Raw genomic sequence first — 24,103 nt, forward strand, 5'->3', positions numbered from 1 at the left:
AAGAGGCAGCCCGTGGGCTGCCTCTTTCGTTGCGCCGGCAAGCCGGCTTACTTGATCAGGCGCAGGCAGAACGGATAGCGGTAACGCTCGCCTTCGTTCGACTTGATCGTCGCCATGATCACCAGCACCAGCCACGCGATGCCGATGATGATGCCGGCCGGCACGGCCAGGATGATGCCTATGCCTAAGGTGAGCACGGTGATCAGCAGCAGCACCACCGCGATGATCGCCATGGTGATGTTGAAGTTCAGCGCTTCCTTGGCCTGGTCGTCGACGAAGGGCATCGTCTCGCGCTTCACCAGCCAGATGATCAGCGGCCCCAGGAAGCAGCCGATGCCGAACCAGGCGCCGGTGACCAGGGTGCCCAGCAGGGCCGACAAATGGGCCAGCATGGCCCATTGACGCTCCTCGGCGCTGGGCATGTCCGAGGGCGGTGTCGGATCGGTAGGCTCGACGGATTCGGGTGGGACGCTCATGCGTGCTCTCCTGGCCATGCGGTGATCCGGCCTCGGTGCCGGTGGCGCCGATGCTAGCAAGGGGCGCGGCGGTTTGCCGAGCCAACGGGCGGCCTATGCGGCCGTCCGGCCGGACTCACTCGCCCGCGATGGTCATCCTGTCCAGCAGGATCGACCCGGTCAGCAGATGCGAGCGCGGGTCCACGTCGGTGCCCACCGCCTGGATCCCCAGGTACATGTCGCGCAGGTTCGCGGCGATGGTGATTTCCTCCACCGGGTAGGCGATCCGGCCGTTCTCGACCCAGAAGCCCGCCGCGCCGCGCGAATAGTCGCCGGTGATGGTGTTTACGCCCTGCCCCATCACCTCGGTCACCAGCAGGCCGGTGCCCAGGCGGCGCAGCATGCCGGCGAAGTCGTCGCGGCCGCCGTCGGCGGCGCCGGCTTCCACGATCAGGTTGTGGATGCCGCCGGCATTGCCGGTCGATTCCAGCCCCAGCTTGCGCGCCGAATAGCTGCCCAGCACGTAGCGGGCGAGCACGCCGTCCTCGATCAGCGAACTGTCGCGCGTGGCCACGCCCTCGGCGTCGAACGCGCCCGAGCCCTGCCCGCGGCTGAGGAACGGCCGCTCCACGATGTTCAGCCACGAGGGCATCACCTGCTTGCCGGCGTGGTCGAGCAGGAAGCTGGCGCGGCGGTACAGCGCGCCGCCGGAGACCGCGCCCACCAGGTGACCGACCAGGCTGCGCGCAAGTTCCGGCGCGAACAGCACCGGGCTCTGGCGGGTGGACAGGCGGCGCGCGCCCAGCCGCGCCAGGGTGCGCTCGGCGGCCTTGCGGCCCAGCGCCTCGGCGCTCATGAAATCGTCGGCGCTGCGCACGCTGTCGTACCAGTAGTCGCGCTGCATGCCGTCCTCGTCGCCGGCGATGAGCGACAGCGACAGCGAATGCCGCGTGCCGCGCTCGCGGCCGACGAAGCCGTGCGAATTGGCGTACACCGACAGGCTCTCGCCCGCCTGCACGCTGGCGCCCTCGGAATTGGTGATGCCGGCCTGCGCGCGGCCGGCCTGCTCCACGCGCTGACCCAGCTCGATCGCGGCCGGCGTGTCCAGCGCCCAGGGGTGCCACAGGTCCAGCTCGGGGAAGACCGTGGCCATGCGCGCGGGGTCGGCCAGGCCGGCGGCGGGGTCTTCCTCGGTGTAGCGGGCGATGGCGCAGGCCTGGTCCAGGGTGGCCTGGATCGAGTCCGGGTTGAGGTCGGCGGTGCTGGCCGAGCCCTTGCGCTGGCCGAAGTACACGGTGAGGCCGAAGCCGCGGTCGCGGGTGTGCTCCACCGTCTCCACCTCGCCCAGGCGCACGTTCACGCTCAGCCCGGTGTCGATGCTGGCGGCTACCTCGGCCTGGCTGGCGCCGGCGGCGCGGGCGCGGCGGATGACGTCCTGGGCGAGTTCGGCGAGGCGGTCGAGATCCTGCTGGCTGCGGTCGGAGGAACGGTCTGAAGGGGCCGAAATCGCGCTCACATGGGCTTCCTGAAGACTGGCGGGTAGAATACGCGGCCCATTCCAAGCAGCAGCCGCGCAGCCTCCCGACGTGGGGGCGCCGCGGCCGATGCAAAGCCCTCGCCGCGGAGAAAAGCGCCATGGTGCCGGAGACCGGCCTGTACCGTCACTACAAAGGGCAGCCTTACCGCGTGCTCGGCACCGCCCGCCACAGCGAGACCATGGAAACGCTGGTGGTCTACCAGGCGCTGTACGGCGAGCACGGCCTGTGGGTGCGTCCCGCGGCGATGTTCTGCGAGACGGTGCAGGTCGACGGAAAAACCGTGCCGCGCTTCGCGCTCGAACGCGCCGAACCCGGCATCGCCATTGGCGCGGCCATCGCCGCGCCCTGACGCAGAAAGAGACTGAACCCGTGCATCGCACCTATACCGACAATCCCGACCACGACTACGGCCCGACCCGCACGCAGCAGCGCCGCGATGCGCTGGCCGTGCTGGAGCTCGCGCAGCAGCTGGTCGAACTGCCGCCCAGCCGCCTGGCCAAGCTCGACCTGCCGGAAGACGTGCTGCGCGAGATCGCCAACACCCGCAAGATCACCTCGCATATCGCACGCAAGCGCCAGCTCGGCTTTCTGGCCAAGACCATGCGCAAGCACGACACCGAGGTGTTCGACGGCGTGCGCGCCGCGCTCGGCGAGAACCGCGAGCGCCAGCGCCAGGAAACCGCGGCGATGCATCGCCTGGAAGCCACCCGCGACAGGCTGCTCGCCGACGAGGAAAGCGCGCTGCCGGAACTGATCGCCGCCTATCCGCAGCTCGACCGCCAGCACCTGCGCTCGCTGCTGCGCCAGGCGCGGCTGGAACGCGAGAAGAACAAGCCGCCGCGCGCGTACCGCGAGATCTTCCAGCTGCTGAAGGATCTGGCCGCCGCCGGCGAAGACGAATGACGTAGGTTGGGGTGAGCCGCAGGCGAACCCCAACCTACGCCGGCGGATACGACAAAGGGGCGCCTCGCGGCGCCCCTTTGCATTTGCGCGTGGCGAAACCTCAGAGGCTGCTGTTGAGATTGGTCACGATGGTGCTGCCGAAGCCGCTGGCATAGTCCCAGCCGGCCGTCGCCGTCTCGCCGCCGTTACTGCCGGAGGTGATGTCGTGATAGACCGTCGCCGGCACCTGGTACAGATGCGGACCGGCAAAGCCCAGGGTCGAATGACCCGCCAGCATGCGCGCCCAGGTCGCCGCGAACAGCGGCGCGGCCAGGCTGGTGCCGCCGTACTGCGCGTTGCTGCCATTGACGATGATGATGGAGCCCGAGTTCGGATCCGCATCCATCGCCACGTCGGCCACGTCGCGCGTGGTGCCGCCGCCCTGGGTCTGCCAGCTCGGCTTGGGTTCGAGCGTGCTCGGGCTGCCGCCGGCCTTGGACCACAGCGTCTCGCCGGCCCAGCTGTTGCCGGTGCCGGTGCTGAGCGTGGTGCCGCTCACCGCCACCACGTAGGGCGAACTGGCCGGATAGCTCGGCGTGGTGCCGCGCGGCGCCTTGCTGCACTCGTTCGAACCCGAGTCGCCGGTGGAGACCGAGAAGGTCTGCCCCTGCGCGACGCCCAGCGCAAAGATCTGGTCGTCGGCGGCCATCGAGCCGTCGCTGTTGGCGGACGTCTCGCACTCGCCCAGCGACACATTGATCACGCGCGCCTGGTTGTCGGTCACCACCTGGTTGTAGGCCTGGGTGAGCGCGCTGTTGGACAGCGAGTTGGCCGCGTAGAAGATCAGTTTGCCCACGCCGCCGGACATCGCCACGATGTCCTGGCTGTCCAGGTCCCATTCCGGCGTGCCGCTGGTATCGGTACCCGCCGTACCCACCGTCACCACCTGGGTGTTCACCGCCGGCAGGCCATTGGCGCTGGTGAAGCTGGCCAGGTCCTTCAGCGGCTGGGTCATGTTGCCGTCGCTGATGATGCCGACGGTGATCGTGGATGCGTTCGGCGTGCTGCCCACGTTGTAGATGGTCGGGAACGCGGTGGGATTGTGGCCGGTCACGCCGGTGGTGGCGTTGGTGCCGCTGCGCGCCGCCAGTCTGAGCATGGTGTGCGGGTGCGCGACGGTCTGCAGGCCGATCACGGCCAGCACGGAGTCGCCCAGATGGGCCGGCACTTTGGCGTCGTCGATATTGGCGTAGGCCGCGCGGCCTTCGGCGTCGTGCGCCTTGACCAGGCGCGTGGCGAACGCGTTCTGCGCGGTGCCGGCGTTGCCGTCGGCGGAAACGATCAGGCGGTTGGCCGACACCTGGATATTGCTGAAGCCGGCGCCGCGCAGATGGTCGACCACCGCCTGCACCTGCGCCTGGCTCGGCGAGAACATCGCCTGCGCATCGGCGGTGCTGAGCCGGGCGTGGAACAGTGCGTTGGCCGGGTCCTGCGAGGCCTTGATGAAGTCGTCGAGCGCCGAGCGGTTCTGCAGCTTCAGCACCACTTCGACGTGCACCGGCAGGCTGGCTTCGGCCAGGTCCGCGGTGGTCGCCGTCGCGGCCAGTTCGTGCGCATGCGTGGCGGTGTTCGCCCACGCGCTGTTCGGTCCTGCGGCCATGGCGGGTGCGGCTGCGATCGTCCCCACGATCGCGGCAAGCGCCAGGCACAACGAGGTCTTCTTCATCTGCATGAAAACATCTCCAAAAGGTTGTCTTCGATGCCCGTGATGGGCGTGAGTACCGGCGGCACGCCGCCGGACGCAGGCAACCCGGATACCTCGCCGTTCCTTGTCTGGATTCCCCCTGTGAAGCTCCCGTTCCCCGGCAACGCACCGCCCCTCCCCGCGTGCCGCTAGCACACGGGAAGAAGCTTTCGTTTGCCTTTTAAAAAGCGAGAAAGTCCTTGCGAATACAGCGAGATTTCTCGCGAATAGCGCATGCGCGAAAGCGCATCGCAAACATCAGGAAGCGGTGCCGCCCACCGTCATGCCGTCCACGCGCAAGGTCGGCTGGCCCACGCCCACCGGCACGCTCTGTCCGTCCTTGCCGCACACGCCCACGCCTTCGTCGAGCGCCAGGTCGTTGCCGATCATCGACACGCGGGTGAGCACGTCGGGGCCGGAACCGATCAAGGTGGCGCCCTTCACCGGCCGGGTGACCTTGCCGTCCTCGATCAAGTACGCCTCGCTCGCCGAGAAGGTGAACTTGCCACTGGTGATGTCGACCTGGCCGCCGCCGAAGTTCACCGCGTACAGGCCGCGCTTGACCGAGCGGAGAATCTCCTGCGGATCGTGCTGGCCGGCCAGCATGTAGGTGTTGGTCATGCGCGGCATCGGCAGCTGCGCGAAGGATTCGCGGCGGCCGTTGCCGGTGGGCTGCATGCCCATCAGGCGCGCGTTGAGCTTGTCCTGCATGTAGCCCTTGAGGATGCCGTCCTCGATCAGGGTGGTGCACTCGGTCGGCGTGCCTTCGTCGTCGATGCTGAGCGAGCCGCGGCGGCCCGGCAGGGTGCCGTCGTCCACCACGGTGACGCCCGGCGCCGCCACGCGCTGGCCGATGCGGCCGGCGAAGGCGGAGCTGCCCTTGCGGTTGAAGTCGCCTTCCAGGCCATGGCCGATCGCCTCGTGCAGCAGCACGCCGGGCCAGCCGGGGCCGAGCACCACGGTCATGCTGCCGGCCGGCGCGTCGACCGCGTCCAGGTTCACCAGCGCCTGGCGCACGGCTTCGTCGGCGAAGGCCAGGGCGCGGCCGTTTTCCATCAGCTCGCGGTAGCCGTAGCGGCCGCCGCCGCCGGAGTGGCCCTGCTCGCGGCGGCCGTTCTGCTCGGCGATCACCTGCACGCTCAGGCGCACCAGCGGGCGCACGTCGGCGGCCAGGGTGCCGTCGGAGGACGCCACCAGGATGGTGTCCATCACCGCCGCGATGCTCACGATCACCTGCTTCACGCGCGGGTCGCGCGAGCGCGCATAGGCGTCCACCTCGCGCAGCAGGGCGATCTTGTCGGGGTTGGGCAGGCTTTCCACCGGGTCGATCGCGGGGTACAGCTGGCGCGCGCCGTTGAGCGCCAGCGGCTTGCCGGCGCCGTTGCCGTCCTGGGCGATCGCGCGCGCGGCGCGCGAGGCTTCCAGCAGCTGCGGCAGCACGATCTCGTCGGAATAGGCAAAGCCGGTCTTCTCGCCGGCGATGGCGCGCACGCCCACGCCCTGCTCGATCGAGTGGTTGCCGTCCTTGACGATGCCTTCCTCGAGAATCCACGACTCGCTGCGCGAATGCTGGAAATACAGGTCGGCGGCGTCGATCGACGGCCCCATCAGCTGGGAGAACACGCGGTCGAGATCGGTGGCGGCCAGGCCGCCCGGCGCCAGGAGGCGGCGCTCGGCCTGGGCAATCAATGAATCCATGGGGTGACGGCCTGTGCGATGGGACGTAAGACTGTAGCAAGTGGGGGCCGCCGCCACGCGTTTAAAGCCGTTGTGGAGCGGCACGCCCCCGCCCGGCTACCATGCTCCAGGCTGGCCGGAACCGCCGGCGCCCCACGTGAAGGACCACCGATGAGCGACACCTCCAAACGCGAGCTGGCCCAGAAGGTCATCGACCGCACCGTCAAGGCACCACTCGAAGACACCCGCGAACTGCTGCACCGCGACGGCGAGCTGAAGCCCGGCCTGGGCAAGATCAGCAGCGTGCTCGCGCTGTCGCTCGGCGTGCTCAGCCTGCTCGGCGTGCTGGCTTTCCATTTCCCGCAGTACCTGACCACGCCGGACCTGCGCCACAAGTATTCGGTCGACCTGCTGCGCCAGCTGCTGCTGGCCGCGCTGCTGATCGCCGGCGGCATCTCGCTCGGCAATGTCATTCTCGGGCGCCTGCGCAATATCAATATCGTCGCGTTCGCGCTGGTGGTGGCCGCCACCGCGATGGGCGGCTCGCGCGTGCCGGTGGGCAATTTTCCGGATCACACGCCGTATATCGGGCTGGACTGGTTCATCCTCGACCTGCTCGGCTCCACCCTGATCTTCGTGGTGATCGAGAAACTGTTTCCGCTGTACAAGGGCCAGTCGCTGTTCCGCAAGGAATGGCAGACGGACCTCAAGCATTTCGCGGTGAATCATTTCATCGTGGGCTTGGCCCTACTGGTGGTGAACTTCCTGCTGCACCATCTGTTCGGCTGGCTGGTCAGCAGCGGTTTCCAGCAGACGGTGCGCGACATCGCCTTCGTGCCGCAGCTGCTGCTGTGCATCCTGGTGGCGGATCTGGCGCAGTACTGGACGCACCGCGCGTATCACGAGGTACCGTTCCTGTGGCGCTTCCACGCGGTGCACCACAGCGTGAAGACCATGGACTGGCTGGCCGGCTCGCGCCAGCACATGCTGGAACTGATCTTCACCCGCGTCTGCGTGCTGGCGCCGCTGTACATCCTGGGCTTCAGCGAAGGCGTGATGAATGCCTACATCATCGTGGTCGGCTTCCAGGCGGTGTTCAACCACGCCAACGTGCACCTGCCGTGGGGCCCGCTGAAGTACGTGGTGGTGACGCCGGATTTCCACCACTGGCACCACGCCTCCGACGACGAGGCGATCGACAAGAACTACGCGGCGCACTACGCCTTCCTCGACTACGTATTCGGCACGGCGGTGAAGTCGACGAAGAAATTCCCGGAGAAGTACGGCGTGGTCGGCGACTACATGCCGGACGGCTTCGTGCGCCAGCAGCTGTTCCCGTTCCGCGGCAGCACCAGGCCGGTGGAGCCGGGCGAGTCCTGAAACCGCTTCAGCGCGCCGCGCTGCTCGCCGGCGCGGGTACCGGCACCGGCGCGGCGGGTGCCGGCGCTGCCGCCGCGGCTTCGGCGGCGGAGAGGTTTTTCTTCTCCACCAGCGAAATATCCGGTTTATCCCAGCTGCCGCCGATGTGATAGCGCGCGCTGGCCACGCGGTTGAGGCCGCGCCCCAGCAGGCCCTGCGCGACGAAGCCCGCGGCCGCGCCCAGCGGACCGGCCACTACCGCGCCGACGATCGGCAGGCTGTTGCCCACATGCGGAATCACCAGCGCCTGCTGGTCGTAGTCCTTGCTGCGCAGGCCGGTGCGGCCCTTGATGGTGATCTCCACCGCCGGGCCGCGCATGGCCAGGTTGTTGGTGGTGGCATTGCCGCCGGCCAGCGCGAAGTCGCCGGTGATCGAATCGAAGGCCAGGCCTTTGCCGAACACGTCGCCGAAATCCAGCGTGAGGCGGCGCGGCAGTTCCACCAGCGAGACCAGGCCGAACAGGCGGCCGACGCCGGGCGCCACTTCGGGAATGCTGCCGTCGGTGACCTGCATGCTCAGCTTGCCGTCCATATTGGCCAGCTCCATCGCCGAGGGTGCGCCGGGCCAGGTGGCGTCCAGGTGCGCGCGCGTCTTGCCGCCGTTGAACATGCCGGCGAAACCGAAGGCGCCGAGCATGTCGCCGAGGTTCTCGGCGGCGAAGTCGATGCGCAGATGGCTGTGGCTGTTGCTGGCGGTACCTTCCCAGTCGCCGCTGGCATTGATCTGCACGCTGCGCGACAGCGCGCGCAGCTGGTCGATATGCATGCCGCGGTCGGTCGGCCAGGTTTCCAGGCGCGCCTCGCCCAGCTTGGATTCGCCGAAGCGCAGGTCGCCGACCCACAGGTGGAATGGCGGCAGCGCGGACGGTGTGATGCCGGTATTGGCGGGATCGGCTTTCGGCTGGTCGCCGGAGTTGTTCTTGTTGTCGCCGGACTGGCTATTGGTCTTGGGCCAGTACAAGCGCTGCAGCCGCGCCGTGACGCCGCGTTTATCGAGATCGGCGGTGGGCACGACAAAGCGGCCGACGATATCCGCGCTGTCCACGTCCACGTTCAGCTGGCCGCCTTCCGGCGCCGCCTGGATGCGCATGGACGGAAACGCGTGGCCGAACACTTCGGCCTGGTCCGCGCTGACGTCGATGCTCTCCAGCCCCGGGCCGCCGCTGCTGCCGGCCGCGGCGCGCTGCACCCAGCCGGTGACGTCCATGCGCGCGGCGCGGCCGCGCACGCGGATGCCCTTGTCGGGCACGGTATCGGGCATGCGCGTGCCGAAGTTGAAGGTAGCGGCGAGCGGACGCTTGTCGTCGGGCAGGCGGAAGCGCTGGCGCATCACCTGGCCCAGCGCGATCTGCAGGTCGCCGCCCGACACCGGCAGGGTCAGCGCCAGATGCGTCGGCAGGCTGCCGTCGGCGGATTTCTTCAGCGGCGCCGGCAGGTCCAGCGCCATGCCGGCGAAATTGGTGTCCAGCGTGAGCAGCTGCGCGCTGCTGGCCACGGTGTCCTGGCGCACGATGTCGAAGCCGACGGTGGTGTCGCTGCGGCCGCTGGCCACGTCCTTCAGCCAGTCGAGCTGGGACAGCCCCTGCACCAGCTCGGCCATGCCGTAGCGGCCGCTGAGGCGCGCGGAGAACTCGGTGTCCGGCTTCCCGGTGGCGGCGGCGATGGCGATGTCCAGCTTGGACGGCTGGCCGCGGAAGACGGCATCCAGCGGCCCGCCGTGGAAGCCGTGCGCATCGAAGGTGGCCGGGCCGCTGATGTTGTCGAGCTTGAGGTTCCAGTCCGGCGCATTGAGGTCGACGTCCTTCAGCTCGGCCGTGCCATTGAGGAAGAAGTCCTTCGAGTCCTTCATCGGCAGCGACAGATGGAAATCGAAGCTGCCGGCGCCGCCCAGGCTCAGCTTGTTCAGCGCATCGGCCTGGCGGCTGCCGATCGGGCTGTGCTTGACGAAATCGAGCAGGCTGGCGCCGCTGCCGGAGCCATGCACGTTGAGGTCCAGCACGGTGTGGGCGAGATCGGGAATCAGCGCCACCGCGCGTTCGGCCTTGACCCCCAGCGACTGCCCGTCGCTGGCCTCCACCAGCATGCTGTTGTTGACGAAGCTGGCCACCGCGTTGATGCCTTCGGCACGCGGCCAGTTCTTGCCGTAGTCCAGGTTCAGCCCGCTGATTTCGGCGCGTGCTTCGAAGCGTCCTTCGTTGGCATGGAAAGGCCAGTCCTTGAGGTCGCCGCGCACCAGCAGGTCGCTGCGCTCGATCTTGCCGGAGACCAGCGCGCGGTCCAGCCATTCGATCGCCTGCGGCGACATCGAGTCGGTCGGCCAGAACAGCTTGGCGGCCTCCATGTCGGCGTGGTCGAGCACGGCGTACAGGTCCAGGAATGGACGTCCGCCGGCGTCAGGCAGGCGGATCTCGCCGCGCGCATGGCCGCCGAAGCCTTCGCCCTCGAAGTCCAGCGGCTCGATACCCAGATGCCAGTCGCCGTCTTCGTGCCAGGCCGCGAAGCTGCCGGCCAGGTGCGGCAGCACGAACGGCTTGCGGAAGGTGTGCGGGAAGCGCAGCACGGTGGACTGCGCGGGCAGTTCGATGGCCAGCGCGCCGGCGTCGCCGCGCAGGGTGCCGTCGAGGTGATCGATGCCGGGCAGCTTGCCCGCCGCGTCGATGCCCAAGCCGCTGAAGCCGACCGTGGCGCTCGCCAGGCCGTCGGCGCGCGTCCAGCGCAGCGCCACGTTGCCCAGCTTGCCGCGCGGCTTGCCGGTGCCCAGCCATTGCGCCATGCCGGGCGAGAGTTCGGGTTTGAGCGCCGCCCACGGCGCCAGCGCACTGAGCTGCAGGTCGCGCGCGGCGATCAGCGCCTCGTCGGCATGGCCGTCGCTGCCGCTGCGCACATCCAGCGCCAGCGCGCCGCCGTCGTCCGCGCCCCAGCGCACGTGCAGGCCCTGGTCGGTCTTGTGCAGGTCGCCCAGCGCATGCAGCGAGGCGATGCGGGCCTGGCGGCCTTGCGGGTTGGTCAGCGCCAGGCCGTCCAGATCCACGCGGGTGAGGTTGCGCACCACTTTCGCGTCGCGCCAGTCCAGCCAGCTGGAAAAGCTGCCGCTGCCGCTGTCGACCGTATAGCCGCCCATATCCACGCCGGCGGTAAAGGCGTGCAGGTCCATCTTGCTGCCGCTGATCCACAGGCGGCCGTCGGCGCCGTCCTCGCGGAAATTGCCAGCGCCGCGCAGCTCGCCCGCCACGCCTTCGCGCTGCAGGATCGCGCCCACGCGCACGCGGCCGCCCTGGCGGCTGGCGCGCAATTGCCTGGCCAGCAGCGCGTAGTGCTTGCCGGTGGTTTCGTCGGCGATGTCCAGGCGCAGGTCGCGCAGCCACAGCTCCACCGAGAGCCGGCCGAAGGAAGGGTTCTGCCGTTCGCCGCCGCCGGCCACGCCGATGCCGTTGACGTGCCAGCTGCCGTCCTTGCCGCGCGCCAGGTCCAGCTGCATGCCGCGCACGCGCAGGTTGACCAGGTGGCGCGAGGGCATCAGCCAGCCGCCCAGGTCCAGTTTCAGCTCGGTCTCCGGGATGCTCAGCGGACTCTCGCCCGGCCCCGCCGCCACCACCGTATTGCGCATCACGAACAAGGGGCCGGACGGCTCCCAGCGCCCTTCCAGCGAACTGAACGAGACCGGCCGCTCCAGCAGCTTGCCCAGCTGCGCAGCCACCCATTGCGGATGGCTGGCCAGGGTCGGCAGCAGCAGCTGGATCAGCCCGGCCAGCACCGCCAGGCTGATCAGGGCCACGCCCAGGATCCAGCCCAGGGCGCGGGCGATCCGGTGCAGGTGGCGCGCGGCAATGTTCACTGCGGGCTCTCGCCGCGCAGCGAACTAGAGGAGAACGACATCGAACTGTTCCTGCGAATAATGCTCTTCGGCCTGGAAGCGTATGCTTTTGGAGATGAACTCCTCCAATTCGGCCACGGCCACGGACTCCTCTTCGAGGATGCGGCCGACCACCTTCGGGCTGGCCATCACCAGCAGCTTCTCGGCATTGAACTGGCGCACCGCGCGGGTGATCTCGCGGAAGATCTCGTAGGTCACCGTCTCGGCGGTCTTCACCGTGCCGCGGCCGCCGCAGGCGGGGCACGGCTCGCACAGCTGGCGTTCCAGGCTTTCGGTGGTGCGCTTGCGCGTCATCTCCACCAGGCCCAGCGCGGACATCGGATACACCGTGGTCTTGGCGTGGTCGCGCAGCAGGCCTTTTTCCAGCATGCGCAGCACCTGGCGCTTGTGTTCCTCGTCGGTCATATCGATGAAGTCGATGATGATGATGCCGCCGAGGTTGCGCAGGCGCAGCTGGCGCGCGGCCGCCTGGGCGGCTTCGAGGTTGGTGCGGTAGACCGTTTCCTCGAGGTTGCGCGTGCCCAGGTAGCCGCCGGTGTTGACGTCGATCGTGGTCATCGCCTCGGTCTGGTCGACGATGAGGTAGCCGCCGGATTTCAGCGGCACCTCCTTGCGCAGCGCGCGCTGGATTTCGTCTTCCACGCCGTAGAGGTCGAAGATCGGGCGCTCGCCGGAATAATGCTCGACGCGGTCGTCCAGGCTCGGCATGAACTTGTGCACGAACTTCACGACCTTCTCGTAGGTCTCGCGCGAATCCACGCGCACCTTCTCGATGTCGTCGTTGAGCATGTCGCGCAGGCTGCGCAGCGGCAGCGAGAGTTCCTCGTACACGCGCTCGCCGACCTTGGCCTTGGCGATGTTCTCCTGCACCACGCGCCAGACCTTGCCCAGGTAGGTGACGTCGAAGGCCAGCGACTCGGCGGTCTGCTCCTCGGCGTTGGTGCGCACGATGTAGCCCAGCGGGTTTTCGCCGATCAGCGAGGTCATCACCTCTTTCAGGCGCTGGCGCTCGGCCTCGTCCTCGATGCGCGCGGAAATGCCCAGGGTGCGCGCATGCGGCAGCAGCACCAGGTAGCGCGAGGGAATCGACAGGTGGGTGGACAGCCGGGCGCCCTTGGTACCGATCGGGTCCTTCACCACCTGCACCACGATTTCCTGCCCCTCGTGCACCAGCTCGCTGATCGACGGGGTATGGCCGTTGCCGGCCGGCACCGCCACCGCCTCGCCCTCGGCGGCCACCGGCAGCGGCGGGCGCACGATGTCGGAGGCATGCAGGAAGGCCGCGCGCTCCAGGCCGATATCCACGAACACCGCCTGCATGCCGGGCATCACGCGCTGCACGCGGCCCTTGTAGACATTGCCCACGTAGCCGCGGCGGGAGGCTCGCTCGACATGCACTTCCTGCAGCATGCCGTTCTCGACCACGCCGACGCGGGTTTCGCGCGGCGTCACATTGATCAGAATCTCTTCACTCACCGAACACTCCCCTCTCGGAGGGTCTTTATAGCGGCTGGGCGGACGGGCGTCGATGCGCCCGTGCGCGGGCCGCGAACCCGTTCGCGCCGTGGCCGGCGCCTCCTGGCTTGAGACAGGCTCGGCGGCTGCGGGTTTCATCAGCCTCGCCCGGTTCGGGGCCTTCGTCAGCCCGGCGCCGGGCCCCGGGCCGGTGCGGCGGGCTCGTCCTCGTGGCCGGCGCGCCAGTCGATCCGGGTCAGCGGCAGGCAGTCCGGGTATTCGCGCCGGATGAAGGCGATCAGGCCCTCGCGGATGCGGCAGCGCAGGTCCCAGCCCTGGCCGGAGTCGGCCGAGCTGACCAGGGCGCGTAGTTGCATGGCGCGCTCGCCGGCCTCCACCACCTGCAGCACGCAGACGCGCCGGTCCCATTCCCGGGTCTCGCGGCACAGCCGTTCCAGCTCGGCGCGCAGCGGGTCGAGCGGCAGGCGGTAATCCACCCACAGGAACACCGTGCCGATCAGCTGGGCGCTGCGGCGGGTCCAGTTCTCGAACGGGTTCTCGATAAACCAGTTCAGCGGCACCACCAGCCGGCGCTCGTCCCAGATGCGCACCACCACGTAGGTGCCGGTGATCTCCTCGATGCGGCCCCATTCGCCCTTCACGATCACCACGTCGTCCAGGCGGATCGGCTGGGCCAGGGCGATCTGCAGGCCGGCGATGAGGTTGCTCAGCACCGGCTTGGCCGCGATGCCCAGCGCCAGCCCCGCCAGGCCGGCCGAGGCCAGCAGGCTGGCGCCGAACTGTCGCACGGCGGGAATCGTCATCAGCACCGCGGCCAGGCCGGCCAGGATGAACAGCACCATGGTCGAGCGGCTCAGCACGCGCACCTGGGTGACCACACTGCGGGCGCGCAGGTTGTCGGCCAGGTCCACCGGATGCAGGCGGATGACCAGGTCTTCCAGCGCGCCGATGCAGCGCACCACCAGCCAGGTGGTGGTGGCGATCAGCGCCACCAGCAGCAGGTGGCGGACGTCGCCCATGAAGCGCAGCGACTCCACGTCCGGCGTGACGCGCAGCGCCACCGCCACGGTGAGCAGCGGCACCAGCCATTCCATCGGCGCATTGGCGCGGCTGACCATGCCGTAGGCGGCGGGGTGCCGGCGCGACAGCCGCCGCAGCACCGCGCGCGCCACGCGGCGCAGCACGAAGGCGAGCGCCAGCGCGATGGCCACCGTGATGCCGAGGCGGCCGAGCGGATGGTCGTTCCAGAAACTGGCGAGATCGATGGCCATACGTCGCGGGGGAGGCGTAGGGGATACAACGACGCCCTACCGTGCCGCAGGGGATGTCCAGATTCCGTGGTCGATCGATGAACGCGCGACGCCCCGTTACAGTGCGCGTCATGCCCGCCACTCCCCGCCCGCTCGCCGCCGCGCCGGCGCATATCCTTCCCGACGTGCTGCGCCCTGGCCTGGCCCTGGTGTTCTGCGGCACCGCCGCGGGCAAGCGCTCGGCGGCCGAGCAGGCCTATTACGCGCATCCCGGCAACATGTTCTGGCGCGCACTGCATGCCTGCGGCCTGACGCCGCGCCTGCTGCGGCCGGCCGAGTATCCGCAGCTGCCAGATTACGGCGTGGGCCTGACCGACGTAGCCAAGCTGCACTCAGGCAACGACGACGAACTGCCGCGCGGCGCCTTCGACGCCCCGGCCCTGCACGCCAAGATCGAACGCTACGCCCCTGCCCTGCTCGCCTTCACCAGCAAGGCCGCCGCGCGCGCGGCGCTGGGCCGCGCGGCCGATTACGGCCTGCAGCCGGAGCGCATCGGCGCGACGCGTTTGTTCGTGCTGCCCTCGCCATCCGGGCAGGCGCGCGGGCATTGGGACCTGGCGCCATGGCTGGCGCTGGCGGACGTTGTCCGCCGCAGCCGCGGCGCGTAGGGTTGCGCCTCACCCGGCAAGGAGGACTCCCCATGCTCAAAGGCAGCTGCCACTGCGGTGCGATCACCCTGGAAGTCGACCGCGCCGATCTGCCGGAGCAGGCGATGGAATGCAATTGCTCGCACTGCAGCCGCAAGGGTTACCTGCTGTGGTTCGTGCCGCGCGAGCAGGTCCAGGTCCACGGCGGCGAAGACCAGCTCGGCGTGTATCGCTTCAACAAGCACGTGATCGCCCATCACTTCTGCAGGCAGTGCGGTTGCGCGCCGTTTGCGCTGGGGACGATGCCGGATGGGAAGTTGATGACGGCGGTGAATGTGCGGTGTCTGGAGGGTGTCGATCTAGCGGCGATCAAGCGCGTGCCCGTTGACGGCCGCAGCTTCTAAACGCTCGTCATCCCGGCGCAGGCCGGGATCCAGTAGCGATGCGCTACATGGAAAGCGAAAAGGCCGGGAACTTCGGCCTTTCGCGACAAGCGAGCGGTGACGTCACTGGATCCCGGCCTGCGCCGGGATGACGAAGTAGTAGAAGTTGCGGCAGATTGAATAGGCGCAGCTCGCCATCAATCGATCGGCGTATGCCGGTACTTGATCACGTCGCGCTCCTGCACCAGCGGCGCGTCGTTCCCCCACGACTGGCGGATGTAGGTGACCACCGCCGCCACGTCGCTGTCGTTGAGCTGCTGTGCGAACGGCGGCATCGAATACGGGCGCGGGTTGCCCTGCGTCGCCGGCGCGAAGCCGCCGAGCAGCACCACGCGGATCGCATTGATGCCGGTCGGCTCGTTCACCGAGGAATTCCCGCGCAGCGGCGGATACACGCCGGCCACGCCCTCGCCCTGCCTGCCGTGGCAATCGGCGCAGCGTTCGGCATAGACCTTGGCGCCCTGGTCGAGGATCGGCTTGGTATCCAGCGGTGACGGCTGGTACGACACGCGCGGACGCGCCGGCAGCGACTGCAGATACGTGGCGACCGCTTTCAGGTCCGCCTCGTTCATATGCTGGGTGCTGCGCGACACCACTTCGGCCATCGGTCCGAACGCGGTGCCCTTGGCGGACTGGCCGGTCTTCAGCAGGTCGACGATGTCCTGCGCGCTCCAGCCGGCGAGGCCACCGTTGGCCTGCGTGCTGAGATCCGGCGCGTACCAGTTCTGCACCGGGATCTGGCCGCCGGACAGCGACTGGTCGCTGCGCATGCCGCCGAAGGCATCGCGCTCGACGTGGCATTCGTTGCAGTGGCCCAGGCCCTGCACCAGGTAAGCGCCGCGGTTCCACTCCGGCGACTTGGTGTCGTCCGCCACGTATTCGCCTTCGCGGAAATACAGCGCGCGCCAGGCCTTCAGCGTGTTGCGCACGTTGTAGGGAAAACCGAGGCCCGGCTGCTTCGCCGCCTGGTGGACCGGCGCCAGCGATTGCAGATAGGCAAAGATGGCCAGCGCGTCCTCGCGCGACACCTTGGTGTACGAGGTGTACGGGAAGGCCGGATACAGGAACTGCCCGTTGCGGTCGACGCCGTCGTGCAGCGCCTGGCGGAACGCCTCGAAGCTCCACTCGCCCAGGCCCGTCTCGCGGTCCGGCGTGAGGTTGGGCGCGGGGATGTCGCCGAACGGCGTGCCCACCACGCGCCCGCCGGCAAAGCGCGCGCCGCCCTGCCCGGTATGGCAGGAGGCGCAGTCGCCGACCAGGGTGAGGTAGGCGCCCTTGGCGATCAGCGCCGGGTCCTTGAGCGCGGCGGCATCCACCTGGCTGGCCGAGCGCGGCACCGACGGCTGGCCGCCGCGCAGGAACAGCCAGCCGGCCACGCCCAGGCCGGCCAGCACGACGACGGCAAAACCGATGCGGAAGATCTTCATGGCCTGGCCTCCGCGCTCAGCACGCCGCAATGCAGCGGCGGCGTGATCGAACCGGCCGGCTGCGCATGCATGTCCGCCGGCAGCTCGCGGCCGGCCAGCCAGGCCGAGACCGCGCTGATGTCGTCCACGCTCAGGCGGTTGGCGATCTCGGCCATGCAGTCCGGCGCCACGGTGGCGCGCGTCCTGGTGCGCCAGGAACCGAGCTGCGAACTGAGGTAGTCGTATGGCAGGCCGACCAGGCCGGGCACGTCCGGCTGCACGCCGGTGAGCTGGGTGCCGTGGCAGGCGGCGCAGGGCGGAATCTGGCGCGACGGGTCGCCCTTGGTGGCCAGTTCCTCGCCGCGCTTGAGGGCATCCGGCGCGATGCGCGGCATCGGCGAGCGCGCGTAGGGCACCTCCTGCGCGGCGAAGTATTCGGCGATCTCGCGCATGTAAGCCGGGGTGAGGTAGCGCGTGGTGTATTCCATCGGACCGTACTTGCGCAGGCCGTCCTGGAAGTCCTTGAGCTGGCGCGCCAGATAGCCGGCGGGCTTGCCGGCCAGGCGCGGGAAGAAGCCGCTATCCGGCGTGCCTTCGCCGCGCTCGCCATGGCAGGCGGTGCAGCTGGCTATGCGCTGCTTGAGCGTGTCCGGCACGTGCGGCGGGTCGTTGGCCGCCGCCTGGGCGTGCACGGCGCCGGCCAGGGCGATGGTGGCGATCAGCAGGACGGCGGAGCACACACGCCTGGCCTGGCACAGCTGGGCTCTGTTCATGCGCCGATTATAGGCGCCGCCCTTCCTCGCTCCGTGGTCGAAGCCGCTAAGCTGCCGCTTCGCGACATCATGCCGCGCCCAGGAGACACGCCGTGACTCGTTTGCCGCTTTCGCTCTCGTTTGCCGCGCTGCTGCTTGCCAGTACTGCCCTGCCCGCCCAATCGGCGGATCCCGCCTTGGCCTGGGCTTCGATCAAGGATCTGCACCAGCGCATGGATGCCGGCCAGCTGCGCAGCGAAGCACTGGCGCAGCTGTTCCTCGAACGCATCCAGCGCATCGACCGCGACGGCCCGGCGCTGCGCTCGGTGCTGGAAACCAATCCGGATGCGCTCAAGCTCGCCGCGCGGATCGACAAGCAGAAATCCAAGGGCGCGCTGCGCGGCATCCCGGTGCTGCTGAAGGACAACATCGATACCGGCGACCGCATGCTCACCACCGCCGGCTCGCTCGCCCTGGCCGACGCGCCGCCGGCGCCGCGCGACGCCGGCCTGGTGGCACGGCTGCGCAAGAGCGGCGCACTGATCCTGGGCAAGACCAATTTGAGCGAGTGGGCGAACATGCGTTCCAGCCACGCCAGCAGCGGCTGGAGCGCGCGCGGCGGGCAGACGCGCAATCCCTATGTGCTGGATCGCAATCCCTGCGGCTCCAGCGCGGGCTCCGGCGCGGCGGTCGCGGCGGGCCTGGCCACCGCGGCGATCGGTTCGGAAACCGATGGCTCGATCATCTGCCCCGCCGCGGCGAACGGCATCGTCGGCATCAAGCCGACCGTGGGCCTGGTCAGCCGCAGCGGCATCGTCCCGATCAGCCATAACCAGGACACCGCCGGCCCGATGGCGCGCAGCGTTGCCGATGCGGCGGCGGTGCTGGGCGCGATCGCCGGCAGCGATCCGCGCGATCCCACCACGGCGGAGGCGGACAAGCACGCCACCGACTACACGCGCTTTCTCGACCCCAACGGCCTGAAGGGCAAGCGCATCGGCGTGGTGCGCGGGCTGGCCGGCGCGGAGCCGAATGCCGACCGCATCCTGGAACAATCGATCGCCCTGATGAAGGCGCAAGGCGCGGTGATCGTCGATCCGGTGGAACTGCCGCATCTGAAGGAGCTGGGCGATCCGGAACTCACCGTGCTGCTGTACGACCTCAAGCACGATATGCAGGCGTATCTGGCCACGCGCCGCGGCACGCCGATGAAGACGCTGGCCGATCTGATCGCCTTCAATAAGCGCGAAGCCGAACGCGAGATGCCGTGGTTCGGGCAGGAGCTGTTCGAGCAGGCGCAGGCGAAGGGGCCGCTGACCGACAAGGATTACGCGGAAGCGCAGGCCAAGGCGAAGCGTTTCGCGGGACCGGAAGGCATCGACGCCGCGCTGGCCAAGGATCACCTCGATGCGCTGCTGGCGCCGTCGTGGGGTCCGACCTTCGTGACCGATCCGGTGCTGGGCGATCACGTGGTGAGCGGCGACCCGACCGTGGGCGGCGCCTCGCAGCCGGCGGCGGTGGCGGGTTATCCGTCGATCACGGTGCCGGCGGGCTTTGCGCATGAGCTGCCGGTGGGCATCGTGTTCTTCGGTGCGAAGTGGAGCGAGCCGGCCTTGATCACGATTGCGTACGGCTTCGAGCAGCATGCGCAGGCGTGGCGGGCGCCGAAGTTCCTGGATACCGTGGGTGGGAAGCCGGTGGTGGCCGATACGGCGCCCTGAAGCGCGCTATTTCGCATAGATAAAAAAGGGGCGCTGAAGAGCGCCCCTTTTTATTGCGGCACCGATGGAATCAGACCGTCTTCTGCGACTTCCGCACGATCAGCATCGCCAGCTCCAGCGACTGCTCGTAGTTGAGGCGCGGATCGACCATCGACTTGTAGGCGCGATCCAGATCCGCCTCGCTCAGGTCCCGCGCACCGCCCATGCATTCGGTGACGTCCTCGCCGGTCAGCTCCAGATGCACGCCGCCGAGGCGCGTGCCCGCCGCCGCATGGATATCGAAAGCCTGATCCAGCTCGCCGCGGATATTGTCGAAGCGGCGCGTCTTGTAGCCGTTGGAGGTGCTCTCGGTATTGCCGTGCATCGGATCGGCCACCCACAGCACGCGGCGGCCGGCGCGCTTCACCGCGTCGAGCAGCGGGGGCAGCGCCTTGGCGATCTGCGCGTTGCCCATGCGGTGGATGAGGGTGAGGCGGCCGGGTTCGTCGTCGGGGTTGAGCGCGTCGATCAGCGGCAGCAGCTGGTCCGGCGTCACCGACGGCCCGACCTTCACCGCGATCGGATTGCGGATGCCGCGGAAATATTCCACGTGCGCGCCGTCGAGCGCGGCGGTGCGCATGCCGATCCACGGGAAATGCGTGGAGAGATTGAACCAGCCCTGGTGGCGCGGCACCTGGCGCGTCAGCGCTTCTTCGTAGTGCAGCAGCAGCGCTTCGTGCGAGGTGAAGAAGTCGACGCGGGTGAAGCCGGCGATCGGACCGGCCAGGGTTTCCATGAAGCGCAGCGAGTCGCCGATGCCGGCAACCATGCGGCGGTACTCGGCGGCCAGCGGCGAGTGTTCCACCCAGGCCAGGTCCCAGTATTCCGGGTGATGCAGGTCGGCGAAGCCGCCGTCGATCAGCGCGCGCACGAAGTTCATGGTCAGCGCGGAATGCGCGTGCGCCTGGATCAGGCGCTGCGGATCGGCGCGCCGCGCGGCGGGGGTGAATTCGGGGCTGTTGACCAGGTCGCCGCGGAAGCTGGGCAGGGTCACGCCATCGCGCGTTTCCATGTCGGCCGAACGCGGCTTGGCGTACTGGCCGGCGAAGCGGCCCACGCGCAGCACGGGCATGCGCAGCCCGTGCACCAGCACCAGGCTCATCTGCAGCAGCACCTTGAGCCGGTTGGAGATCACCGGGCTGGTGCAGTCGGCGAAACTCTCCGCGCAATCGCCGCCCTGCAGCAGGAAGCGCTGGCCTTCCTGTGCTTCGGCCAATGCCTGCTTGAGCGCGAGCACCTCCCACGAGGTGACCAGCGGCGGCAGGCTGGCGAGATGCCGCGTGGCCTGGGCCAGCTCGCCGGCGTTCTCGTACAGCGGCTGCTGCAGCGCCGTGCGCTGCTGCCAGGAATTGGGAGCCCACGTGGTCGGCACGGTGGACAGCTGGATATCGGCGTTCATGGACTGCGTTTCCTCTCGAACCTCAGCGTTGGACGCGGCGGGTGGCGGCGATCACCACCAGCGCCAGCAGCGCCACGTACCAGAACAGCGTCCAGGCCGGCATCGGCAGGCCGAGGATGGGTTCGACCTTGGCGCATTCGCCGGAGCCGGTGAACACCATCTTCAGCACCTTGGCCATGGGGAACGCGTCCATCATGTAGCCGAGGTTGGGGCCGCAGGCGGGGATCTGGTCCGCCGGCAGGGTCTGGATCCACAGATGGCGCGCCGCGGTGGCGATGCCCCCGATGGCGCCGAGGATCGCACCCGCCGCATAGACCCAGCGCACGCCCTTGCTGCGGGGGCCGTGGACGGCGCCGATCAGAAAGAATACGCCCATCACCATGAAGGCGATGCGCTGGAAGATGCACAGCGGACAGGGCTCCATGTGCAGCCCGTATTCGGCATACAGCGCGAAGGCGAGCAGGCCGGCGCAGATCAGGAAGCCGACGAGGAAAGAGGTGCGGTACGACCAGCGGAGTGGGTTCATGGCCAGCGGGCTGTTGCGGTGCGGAACGGCGACATTACCCGCTCGCCATGGCGCTGTCAGCACGCTTTCGGCCTATGCGCACGCATAAATTGCGCGGCGTTTTTACGCGGGCACCGGCCAGGGAACCCAAAAGAAAAACCCCGGTCGGATACCGACCAGGGTTTTAGGTCTTGCTCAGCCTGGAGCCGGAATTACTCGGCGTCGACGGCTTCGGTACGCGGACGATCCACCAGCTCGACATAAGCCATCGGGGCGTTGTCGCCCGGACGGAAGCCGCACTTGAGGATGCGCAGGTAGCCGCCCGGACGCTGGCTGTAGCGCGGGCCGATCTGCACAAACAGCTTGCCCACGGCTTCCTTGTCGCGCAGGCGCGAGAAAGCGAGGCGGCGGTTGGCGACGCCGTCGGTCTTGGCGAGCGTGATGAGCGGCTCGGCGACGCGGCGCAGTTCCTTGGCCTTCGGCAGGGTGGTACGGATCAGCTCGTGCTTGATCAGCGAGGCGGCCATGTTGCGGAACATGGCTTCGCGGTGGCTGCTCGTGCGGTTGAGCTTGCGACCGGATTTCTGGTGGCGCATGACGTTTACTCTCTATGTCTGTTGTTATGAAAAACCGGTCGGAATGACCGGCTTCCCGCGGTTACCCGCTTTTGGAGCCTTGTTGGTTCGGGCTCTTCTTAAGAGACGGGCCAGGACTGGCCGCTTCTGGTGCCCGGCGGATGCGCGTGGCGCTCCGCCGGGGCTTGGATACTGCAGGCGATCAAAGAGGACCGCCAAACACACTGATCAGATCGGACTGATCAAATCAGGCTGATCAACCCAGCTGCATGCCGTGCGACAGGCCCGGCGGCGGCCAGTTTTCGAGCTTCATGCCCAGGGCCAGGCCACGACCGCCAAGGACGTCCTTGATCTCGGTCAGCGACTTCTTGCCCAGGTTCGGCGTCTTCAGCAGCTCGACCTCGGTCTTCTGCACCAGGTCGCCGATGTAGTAGATGCTCTCGGCCTTCAGGCAGTTCGCCGAACGCACGGTGAGCTCCAGATCGTCGATCGGACGCAGCAGCAGCGGGTCGAAACCGCCCTTCTCGGCCTTGTCGGTGGCGCTCTCGCGACGCGAGAAGTCACCGAACACGGACAGCTGGTCGTTGAGGATCTCGGCGGCCTTGCGGACCGCGTCTTCCGCACCGATGGTGCCGTTGGTCTCGATATCCAGCACGAGCTTGTCGAGGTTGGTGCGCTGCTCGACACGAGCGGCGTCCACTTCGTAAGCCACGCGCAGCACCGGCGCGAACGAGGCATCCAGCTGCAGGCGGCCGATCGGACGAGCTTCCTCGTCCGGATGCTGGCGCGAGCTGGCCGGCTGGTAGCCGACGCCGCGACGCACCTTCAGGCGCATGTTGAGCGAGATGTCCTTGGTCAGGTGGCAGATCACGTGCTCGGGATTCACGATTTCGACCGTGTGGTCGACCGTGATGTCGCCGGCGGTGACCACGCCCTTGCCCTTCTTGGCCAGGGTCAGCGTGACCTCGTCGCCGGTGTGCTGGCGAATGGCCACTTCCTTGAGGTTGAGCAGGACTTCGATCACGTCCTCCTGCAGACCCTCGAGGGTGGTGTACTCATGAAGCACGCCGTCGATCTCGACCTCGACGATGGCGCTGCCGGGGATCGAGGAGAGCAACACGCGGCGCAGCGCGTTGCCCAGGGTGTGGCCGAAACCACGCTCGAGCGGCTCGACCACGACCTTGGCGCGGTTCGGGGCGAGCTGCTCGACGCTGAGGCCGCGAGGCCGCAGCACGCTAGTTGACGAAACTGCCATGCAGGGCTCCGGTAATTACTTCGAGTAAAGCTCGACGATCAGGCTTTCATTGATGTCGGACGGCAGATCACCACGATCCGGCACAGCCTTGAAGGTGCCTTCGAACTTCTTGGCGTCCACTTCGACCCACTGCGGACGCAGGTCCATGGTGTCGAACACGGTCGCCGCTTCCTGCACGCGCAGCTGGGTGCGCGCACGCTCGGTCAGCGCGACCTGGTCGCCCGGACGGACCTGGTAGGACGGAATGTTGACCTTCTTGCCGTTGACCAGCACAGCCTTGTGGCTGACCAGCTGGCGGGCCTGGGCGCGGGTGACCGCGAAACCCATGCGGTAAACGACGTTGTCCAGACGGCTTTCCAGCAGGCGCAGCAGGTTCTCGCCGGTGTTGCCCTTGAGGGTCGACGCCTTGCTGTAGTAGTTGCTGAACTGACGCTCGAGCACACCATAGATGCGCTTGACCTTCTGCTTCTCACGCAGCTGCAGGGCGTAGTCCGACATGCGCATGCGCTTGTTGGCGCCATGCTGGCCGGGCTTGTTCTCCAGCTTGCACTTGGAGTCGATCGCGCGCGCCGGGGACTTCAGGCTCAGGTCCGAACCCTCACGACGCGCGAGTTTGCAGGTAGCTCCACGATAACGTGCCATGGTCTATAGCTCCTTAGACGCGACGCTTCTTGGGGGGACGGCAGCCGTTATGCGGAATCGGCGTGACGTCGATGATGTTCAGGACCTTGTAGCCCAGCGCGTTCAGCGAACGCACGGCCGACTCGCGGCCCGGGCCGGGGCCCTTGATACGCACTTCCACCGTCTTCACGCCGTAGTCGCCAGCAGCGCGGCCGGCCTTCTCGGCGGCCACCTGGGCAGCGAACGGGGTGGACTTGCGGGAGCCGCGGAAACCCGCGCCGCCGGCAGTCGCCCACGACAGGGCGTTGCCCTGGCGATCGGTGATGGTGACGATGGTGTTGTTGAAGGAGGCCTGCACGTGGGCCACGGCATCCGTGACAACGCGCTTGATCTTCTTCTTGGTCTTGACGGGCTTAGCCATGATA

General features: G+C 68.3%; 21 protein-coding genes. 6 read left to right on the forward strand and 15 right to left on the reverse strand.

Going from position 1 to position 24,103, the window contains the following annotated elements:
• Positions 1 to 47 precede the first annotated feature (47 nt).
• Positions 48 to 476, reverse strand: a complete 429-nt coding sequence (locus FHW84_RS20515) for a DUF4870 domain-containing protein (protein ID WP_167257872.1) — start codon at positions 474 to 476, stop codon at positions 48 to 50.
• A 115-nt stretch (positions 477 to 591) separates the two neighbouring features.
• The gene (gene pmbA, locus FHW84_RS20520; protein WP_167257874.1) at positions 592 to 1,971 is read right to left on the reverse strand and encodes a metalloprotease PmbA; all 1,380 of its coding nucleotides are present in this window, start codon (positions 1,969 to 1,971) and stop codon (positions 592 to 594) included.
• A gap of 119 nt (positions 1,972 to 2,090) precedes the next feature.
• Between pmbA and FHW84_RS20525 the strand changes: the two genes are divergently transcribed.
• Entirely contained in the window at positions 2,091 to 2,342 is a 252-nt protein-coding gene (locus tag FHW84_RS20525) for a DUF1653 domain-containing protein (RefSeq protein ID WP_167257876.1), read from the forward strand.
• Between the two features lie 20 nt (positions 2,343 to 2,362).
• Positions 2,363 to 2,896 carry a ribosome biogenesis factor YjgA gene (gene yjgA / locus FHW84_RS20530; protein WP_167257878.1) on the forward strand — a complete coding sequence of 178 codons (534 nt, stop codon included), beginning with the start codon at positions 2,363 to 2,365 and terminating at the stop codon, positions 2,894 to 2,896.
• A gap of 100 nt (positions 2,897 to 2,996) precedes the next feature.
• On the opposite strand, the gene FHW84_RS20535 is transcribed toward yjgA, so the two are convergent.
• Positions 2,997 to 4,607, reverse strand: a complete 1,611-nt coding sequence (locus FHW84_RS20535; protein ID WP_167257880.1) for a S53 family peptidase — start codon at positions 4,605 to 4,607, stop codon at positions 2,997 to 2,999.
• 270 nt (positions 4,608 to 4,877) lie between these two features.
• Positions 4,878 to 6,317, reverse strand: coding sequence for a metalloprotease TldD (gene tldD, locus FHW84_RS20540; RefSeq protein WP_167257882.1), 1,440 nt, complete (start codon positions 6,315 to 6,317; stop codon positions 4,878 to 4,880).
• A 150-nt stretch (positions 6,318 to 6,467) separates the two neighbouring features.
• Here tldD and FHW84_RS20545 point away from each other — a divergent pair, with 150 nt between their 5' ends.
• Positions 6,468 to 7,676, forward strand: coding sequence for a sterol desaturase family protein (locus FHW84_RS20545; RefSeq protein WP_167257884.1), 1,209 nt, complete (start codon positions 6,468 to 6,470; stop codon positions 7,674 to 7,676).
• Positions 7,677 to 7,683: 7 nt separating this feature from the next.
• Here the strand turns inward: FHW84_RS20545 and FHW84_RS20550 are convergent, their stop codons facing one another.
• The 3 genes from FHW84_RS20550 to FHW84_RS20560 form a co-directional block, all read right to left on the reverse strand.
• Positions 7,684 to 11,550 carry a YhdP family protein gene (locus FHW84_RS20550; RefSeq protein WP_167257886.1) on the reverse strand — a complete coding sequence of 1,289 codons (3,867 nt, stop codon included), beginning with the start codon at positions 11,548 to 11,550 and terminating at the stop codon, positions 7,684 to 7,686.
• Between the two features lie 24 nt (positions 11,551 to 11,574).
• Positions 11,575 to 13,065, reverse strand: a complete 1,491-nt coding sequence (rng, locus tag FHW84_RS20555; RefSeq protein WP_167257888.1) for a ribonuclease G — start codon at positions 13,063 to 13,065, stop codon at positions 11,575 to 11,577.
• Between the two features lie 164 nt (positions 13,066 to 13,229).
• On the reverse strand, positions 13,230 to 14,336 hold the full coding sequence (locus FHW84_RS20560; RefSeq protein ID WP_167257890.1) for a mechanosensitive ion channel domain-containing protein: 1,107 nt from the start codon (positions 14,334 to 14,336) through the stop codon (positions 13,230 to 13,232).
• Between the two features lie 110 nt (positions 14,337 to 14,446).
• Between FHW84_RS20560 and FHW84_RS20565 the strand changes: the two genes are divergently transcribed.
• Positions 14,447 to 14,983 (forward strand): mismatch-specific DNA-glycosylase, encoded by a 537-nt coding sequence (locus FHW84_RS20565; RefSeq protein WP_167257892.1) that lies wholly within the window; start codon positions 14,447 to 14,449, stop codon positions 14,981 to 14,983.
• A 32-nt stretch (positions 14,984 to 15,015) separates the two neighbouring features.
• The gene (locus FHW84_RS20570) at positions 15,016 to 15,366 is read left to right on the forward strand and encodes a GFA family protein (protein ID WP_167257894.1); all 351 of its coding nucleotides are present in this window, start codon (positions 15,016 to 15,018) and stop codon (positions 15,364 to 15,366) included.
• A gap of 176 nt (positions 15,367 to 15,542) precedes the next feature.
• Here the strand turns inward: FHW84_RS20570 and FHW84_RS20575 are convergent, their stop codons facing one another.
• Together FHW84_RS20575 and FHW84_RS20580 are read right to left on the reverse strand one after the other, a co-directional pair.
• Positions 15,543 to 16,832 (reverse strand): c-type cytochrome, encoded by a 1,290-nt coding sequence (locus tag FHW84_RS20575; RefSeq protein ID WP_167257896.1) that lies wholly within the window; start codon positions 16,830 to 16,832, stop codon positions 15,543 to 15,545.
• The gene (locus FHW84_RS20580) at positions 16,829 to 17,584 is read right to left on the reverse strand and encodes a c-type cytochrome (protein ID WP_167257898.1); all 756 of its coding nucleotides are present in this window, start codon (positions 17,582 to 17,584) and stop codon (positions 16,829 to 16,831) included. The genes FHW84_RS20575 and FHW84_RS20580 overlap by 4 nt, the downstream gene beginning before the upstream one ends.
• Positions 17,585 to 17,685: 101 nt before the next feature.
• On the opposite strand from FHW84_RS20580, the gene FHW84_RS20585 reads away from it, so the two are divergent.
• On the forward strand, positions 17,686 to 19,284 hold the full coding sequence (locus FHW84_RS20585) for an amidase (RefSeq protein ID WP_208399901.1): 1,599 nt from the start codon (positions 17,686 to 17,688) through the stop codon (positions 19,282 to 19,284).
• A gap of 70 nt (positions 19,285 to 19,354) precedes the next feature.
• Here FHW84_RS20585 and FHW84_RS20590 read toward each other — a convergent pair whose 3' ends face one another.
• From FHW84_RS20590 to rpsK, 6 genes are all read right to left on the reverse strand, one after another.
• A complete protein-coding gene (locus FHW84_RS20590) occupies positions 19,355 to 20,722 on the reverse strand; it encodes a 3-deoxy-7-phosphoheptulonate synthase class II (protein ID WP_167257903.1) in 1,368 nt (455 codons plus the stop codon).
• A gap of 22 nt (positions 20,723 to 20,744) precedes the next feature.
• The gene (locus tag FHW84_RS20595) at positions 20,745 to 21,248 is read right to left on the reverse strand and encodes a disulfide bond formation protein B (protein ID WP_167257905.1); all 504 of its coding nucleotides are present in this window, start codon (positions 21,246 to 21,248) and stop codon (positions 20,745 to 20,747) included.
• A gap of 191 nt (positions 21,249 to 21,439) precedes the next feature.
• Positions 21,440 to 21,823: a 50S ribosomal protein L17 gene (gene rplQ, locus FHW84_RS20600; protein WP_167257907.1), complete on the reverse strand. Its 384-nt coding sequence runs from the start codon at positions 21,821 to 21,823 to the stop codon at positions 21,440 to 21,442.
• 235 nt (positions 21,824 to 22,058) lie between these two features.
• The gene (rpoA, locus tag FHW84_RS20605; RefSeq protein ID WP_167257909.1) at positions 22,059 to 23,057 is read right to left on the reverse strand and encodes a DNA-directed RNA polymerase subunit alpha; all 999 of its coding nucleotides are present in this window, start codon (positions 23,055 to 23,057) and stop codon (positions 22,059 to 22,061) included.
• Between the two features lie 15 nt (positions 23,058 to 23,072).
• Positions 23,073 to 23,699, reverse strand: a complete 627-nt coding sequence (gene rpsD / locus FHW84_RS20610) for a 30S ribosomal protein S4 (RefSeq protein ID WP_026635853.1) — start codon at positions 23,697 to 23,699, stop codon at positions 23,073 to 23,075.
• 13 nt (positions 23,700 to 23,712) lie between these two features.
• Positions 23,713 to 24,099, reverse strand: a complete 387-nt coding sequence (gene rpsK / locus FHW84_RS20615; protein ID WP_007513384.1) for a 30S ribosomal protein S11 — start codon at positions 24,097 to 24,099, stop codon at positions 23,713 to 23,715.
• Between the last annotated feature and the right edge of the window lie 4 nt (positions 24,100 to 24,103).

This window comes from Dyella sp. SG562 (genome assembly GCF_011759495.1).
Classification (GTDB): Bacteria; Pseudomonadota; Gammaproteobacteria; order Xanthomonadales; family Rhodanobacteraceae; genus Dyella_D; species Dyella_D marensis.

Excerpts from the sequence above, each read along its gene's own strand:
- FHW84_RS20515 (WP_167257872.1), bottom strand. The coding sequence starts at position 476 with ATGAGCGTCCCACCCGAATCCGTCGAGCCTACCGATCCGACACCGCCC.
- FHW84_RS20525 (WP_167257876.1), top strand. The coding sequence starts at position 2,091 with ATGGTGCCGGAGACCGGCCTGTACCGTCACTACAAAGGGCAGCCTTAC.
- FHW84_RS20535 (WP_167257880.1), bottom strand. The coding sequence starts at position 4,607 with ATGCAGATGAAGAAGACCTCGTTGTGCCTGGCGCTTGCCGCGATCGTG.
- tldD (WP_167257882.1), bottom strand. The coding sequence starts at position 6,317 with ATGGATTCATTGATTGCCCAGGCCGAGCGCCGCCTCCTGGCGCCGGGC.
- FHW84_RS20545 (WP_167257884.1), top strand. The coding sequence starts at position 6,468 with ATGAGCGACACCTCCAAACGCGAGCTGGCCCAGAAGGTCATCGACCGC.
- FHW84_RS20560 (WP_167257890.1), bottom strand. The coding sequence starts at position 14,336 with ATGGCCATCGATCTCGCCAGTTTCTGGAACGACCATCCGCTCGGCCGC.
- FHW84_RS20565 (WP_167257892.1), top strand. The coding sequence starts at position 14,447 with ATGCCCGCCACTCCCCGCCCGCTCGCCGCCGCGCCGGCGCATATCCTT.
- FHW84_RS20570 (WP_167257894.1), top strand. The coding sequence starts at position 15,016 with ATGCTCAAAGGCAGCTGCCACTGCGGTGCGATCACCCTGGAAGTCGAC.
- FHW84_RS20575 (WP_167257896.1), bottom strand. The coding sequence starts at position 16,832 with ATGAAGATCTTCCGCATCGGTTTTGCCGTCGTCGTGCTGGCCGGCCTG.
- FHW84_RS20580 (WP_167257898.1), bottom strand. The coding sequence starts at position 17,584 with ATGAACAGAGCCCAGCTGTGCCAGGCCAGGCGTGTGTGCTCCGCCGTC.
- FHW84_RS20590 (WP_167257903.1), bottom strand. The coding sequence starts at position 20,722 with ATGAACGCCGATATCCAGCTGTCCACCGTGCCGACCACGTGGGCTCCC.
- FHW84_RS20595 (WP_167257905.1), bottom strand. The coding sequence starts at position 21,248 with ATGAACCCACTCCGCTGGTCGTACCGCACCTCTTTCCTCGTCGGCTTC.
- rplQ (WP_167257907.1), bottom strand. The coding sequence starts at position 21,823 with ATGCGCCACCAGAAATCCGGTCGCAAGCTCAACCGCACGAGCAGCCAC.
- rpoA (WP_167257909.1), bottom strand. The coding sequence starts at position 23,057 with ATGGCAGTTTCGTCAACTAGCGTGCTGCGGCCTCGCGGCCTCAGCGTC.
- rpsD (WP_026635853.1), bottom strand. The coding sequence starts at position 23,699 with ATGGCACGTTATCGTGGAGCTACCTGCAAACTCGCGCGTCGTGAGGGT.
- rpsK (WP_007513384.1), bottom strand. The coding sequence starts at position 24,099 with ATGGCTAAGCCCGTCAAGACCAAGAAGAAGATCAAGCGCGTTGTCACG.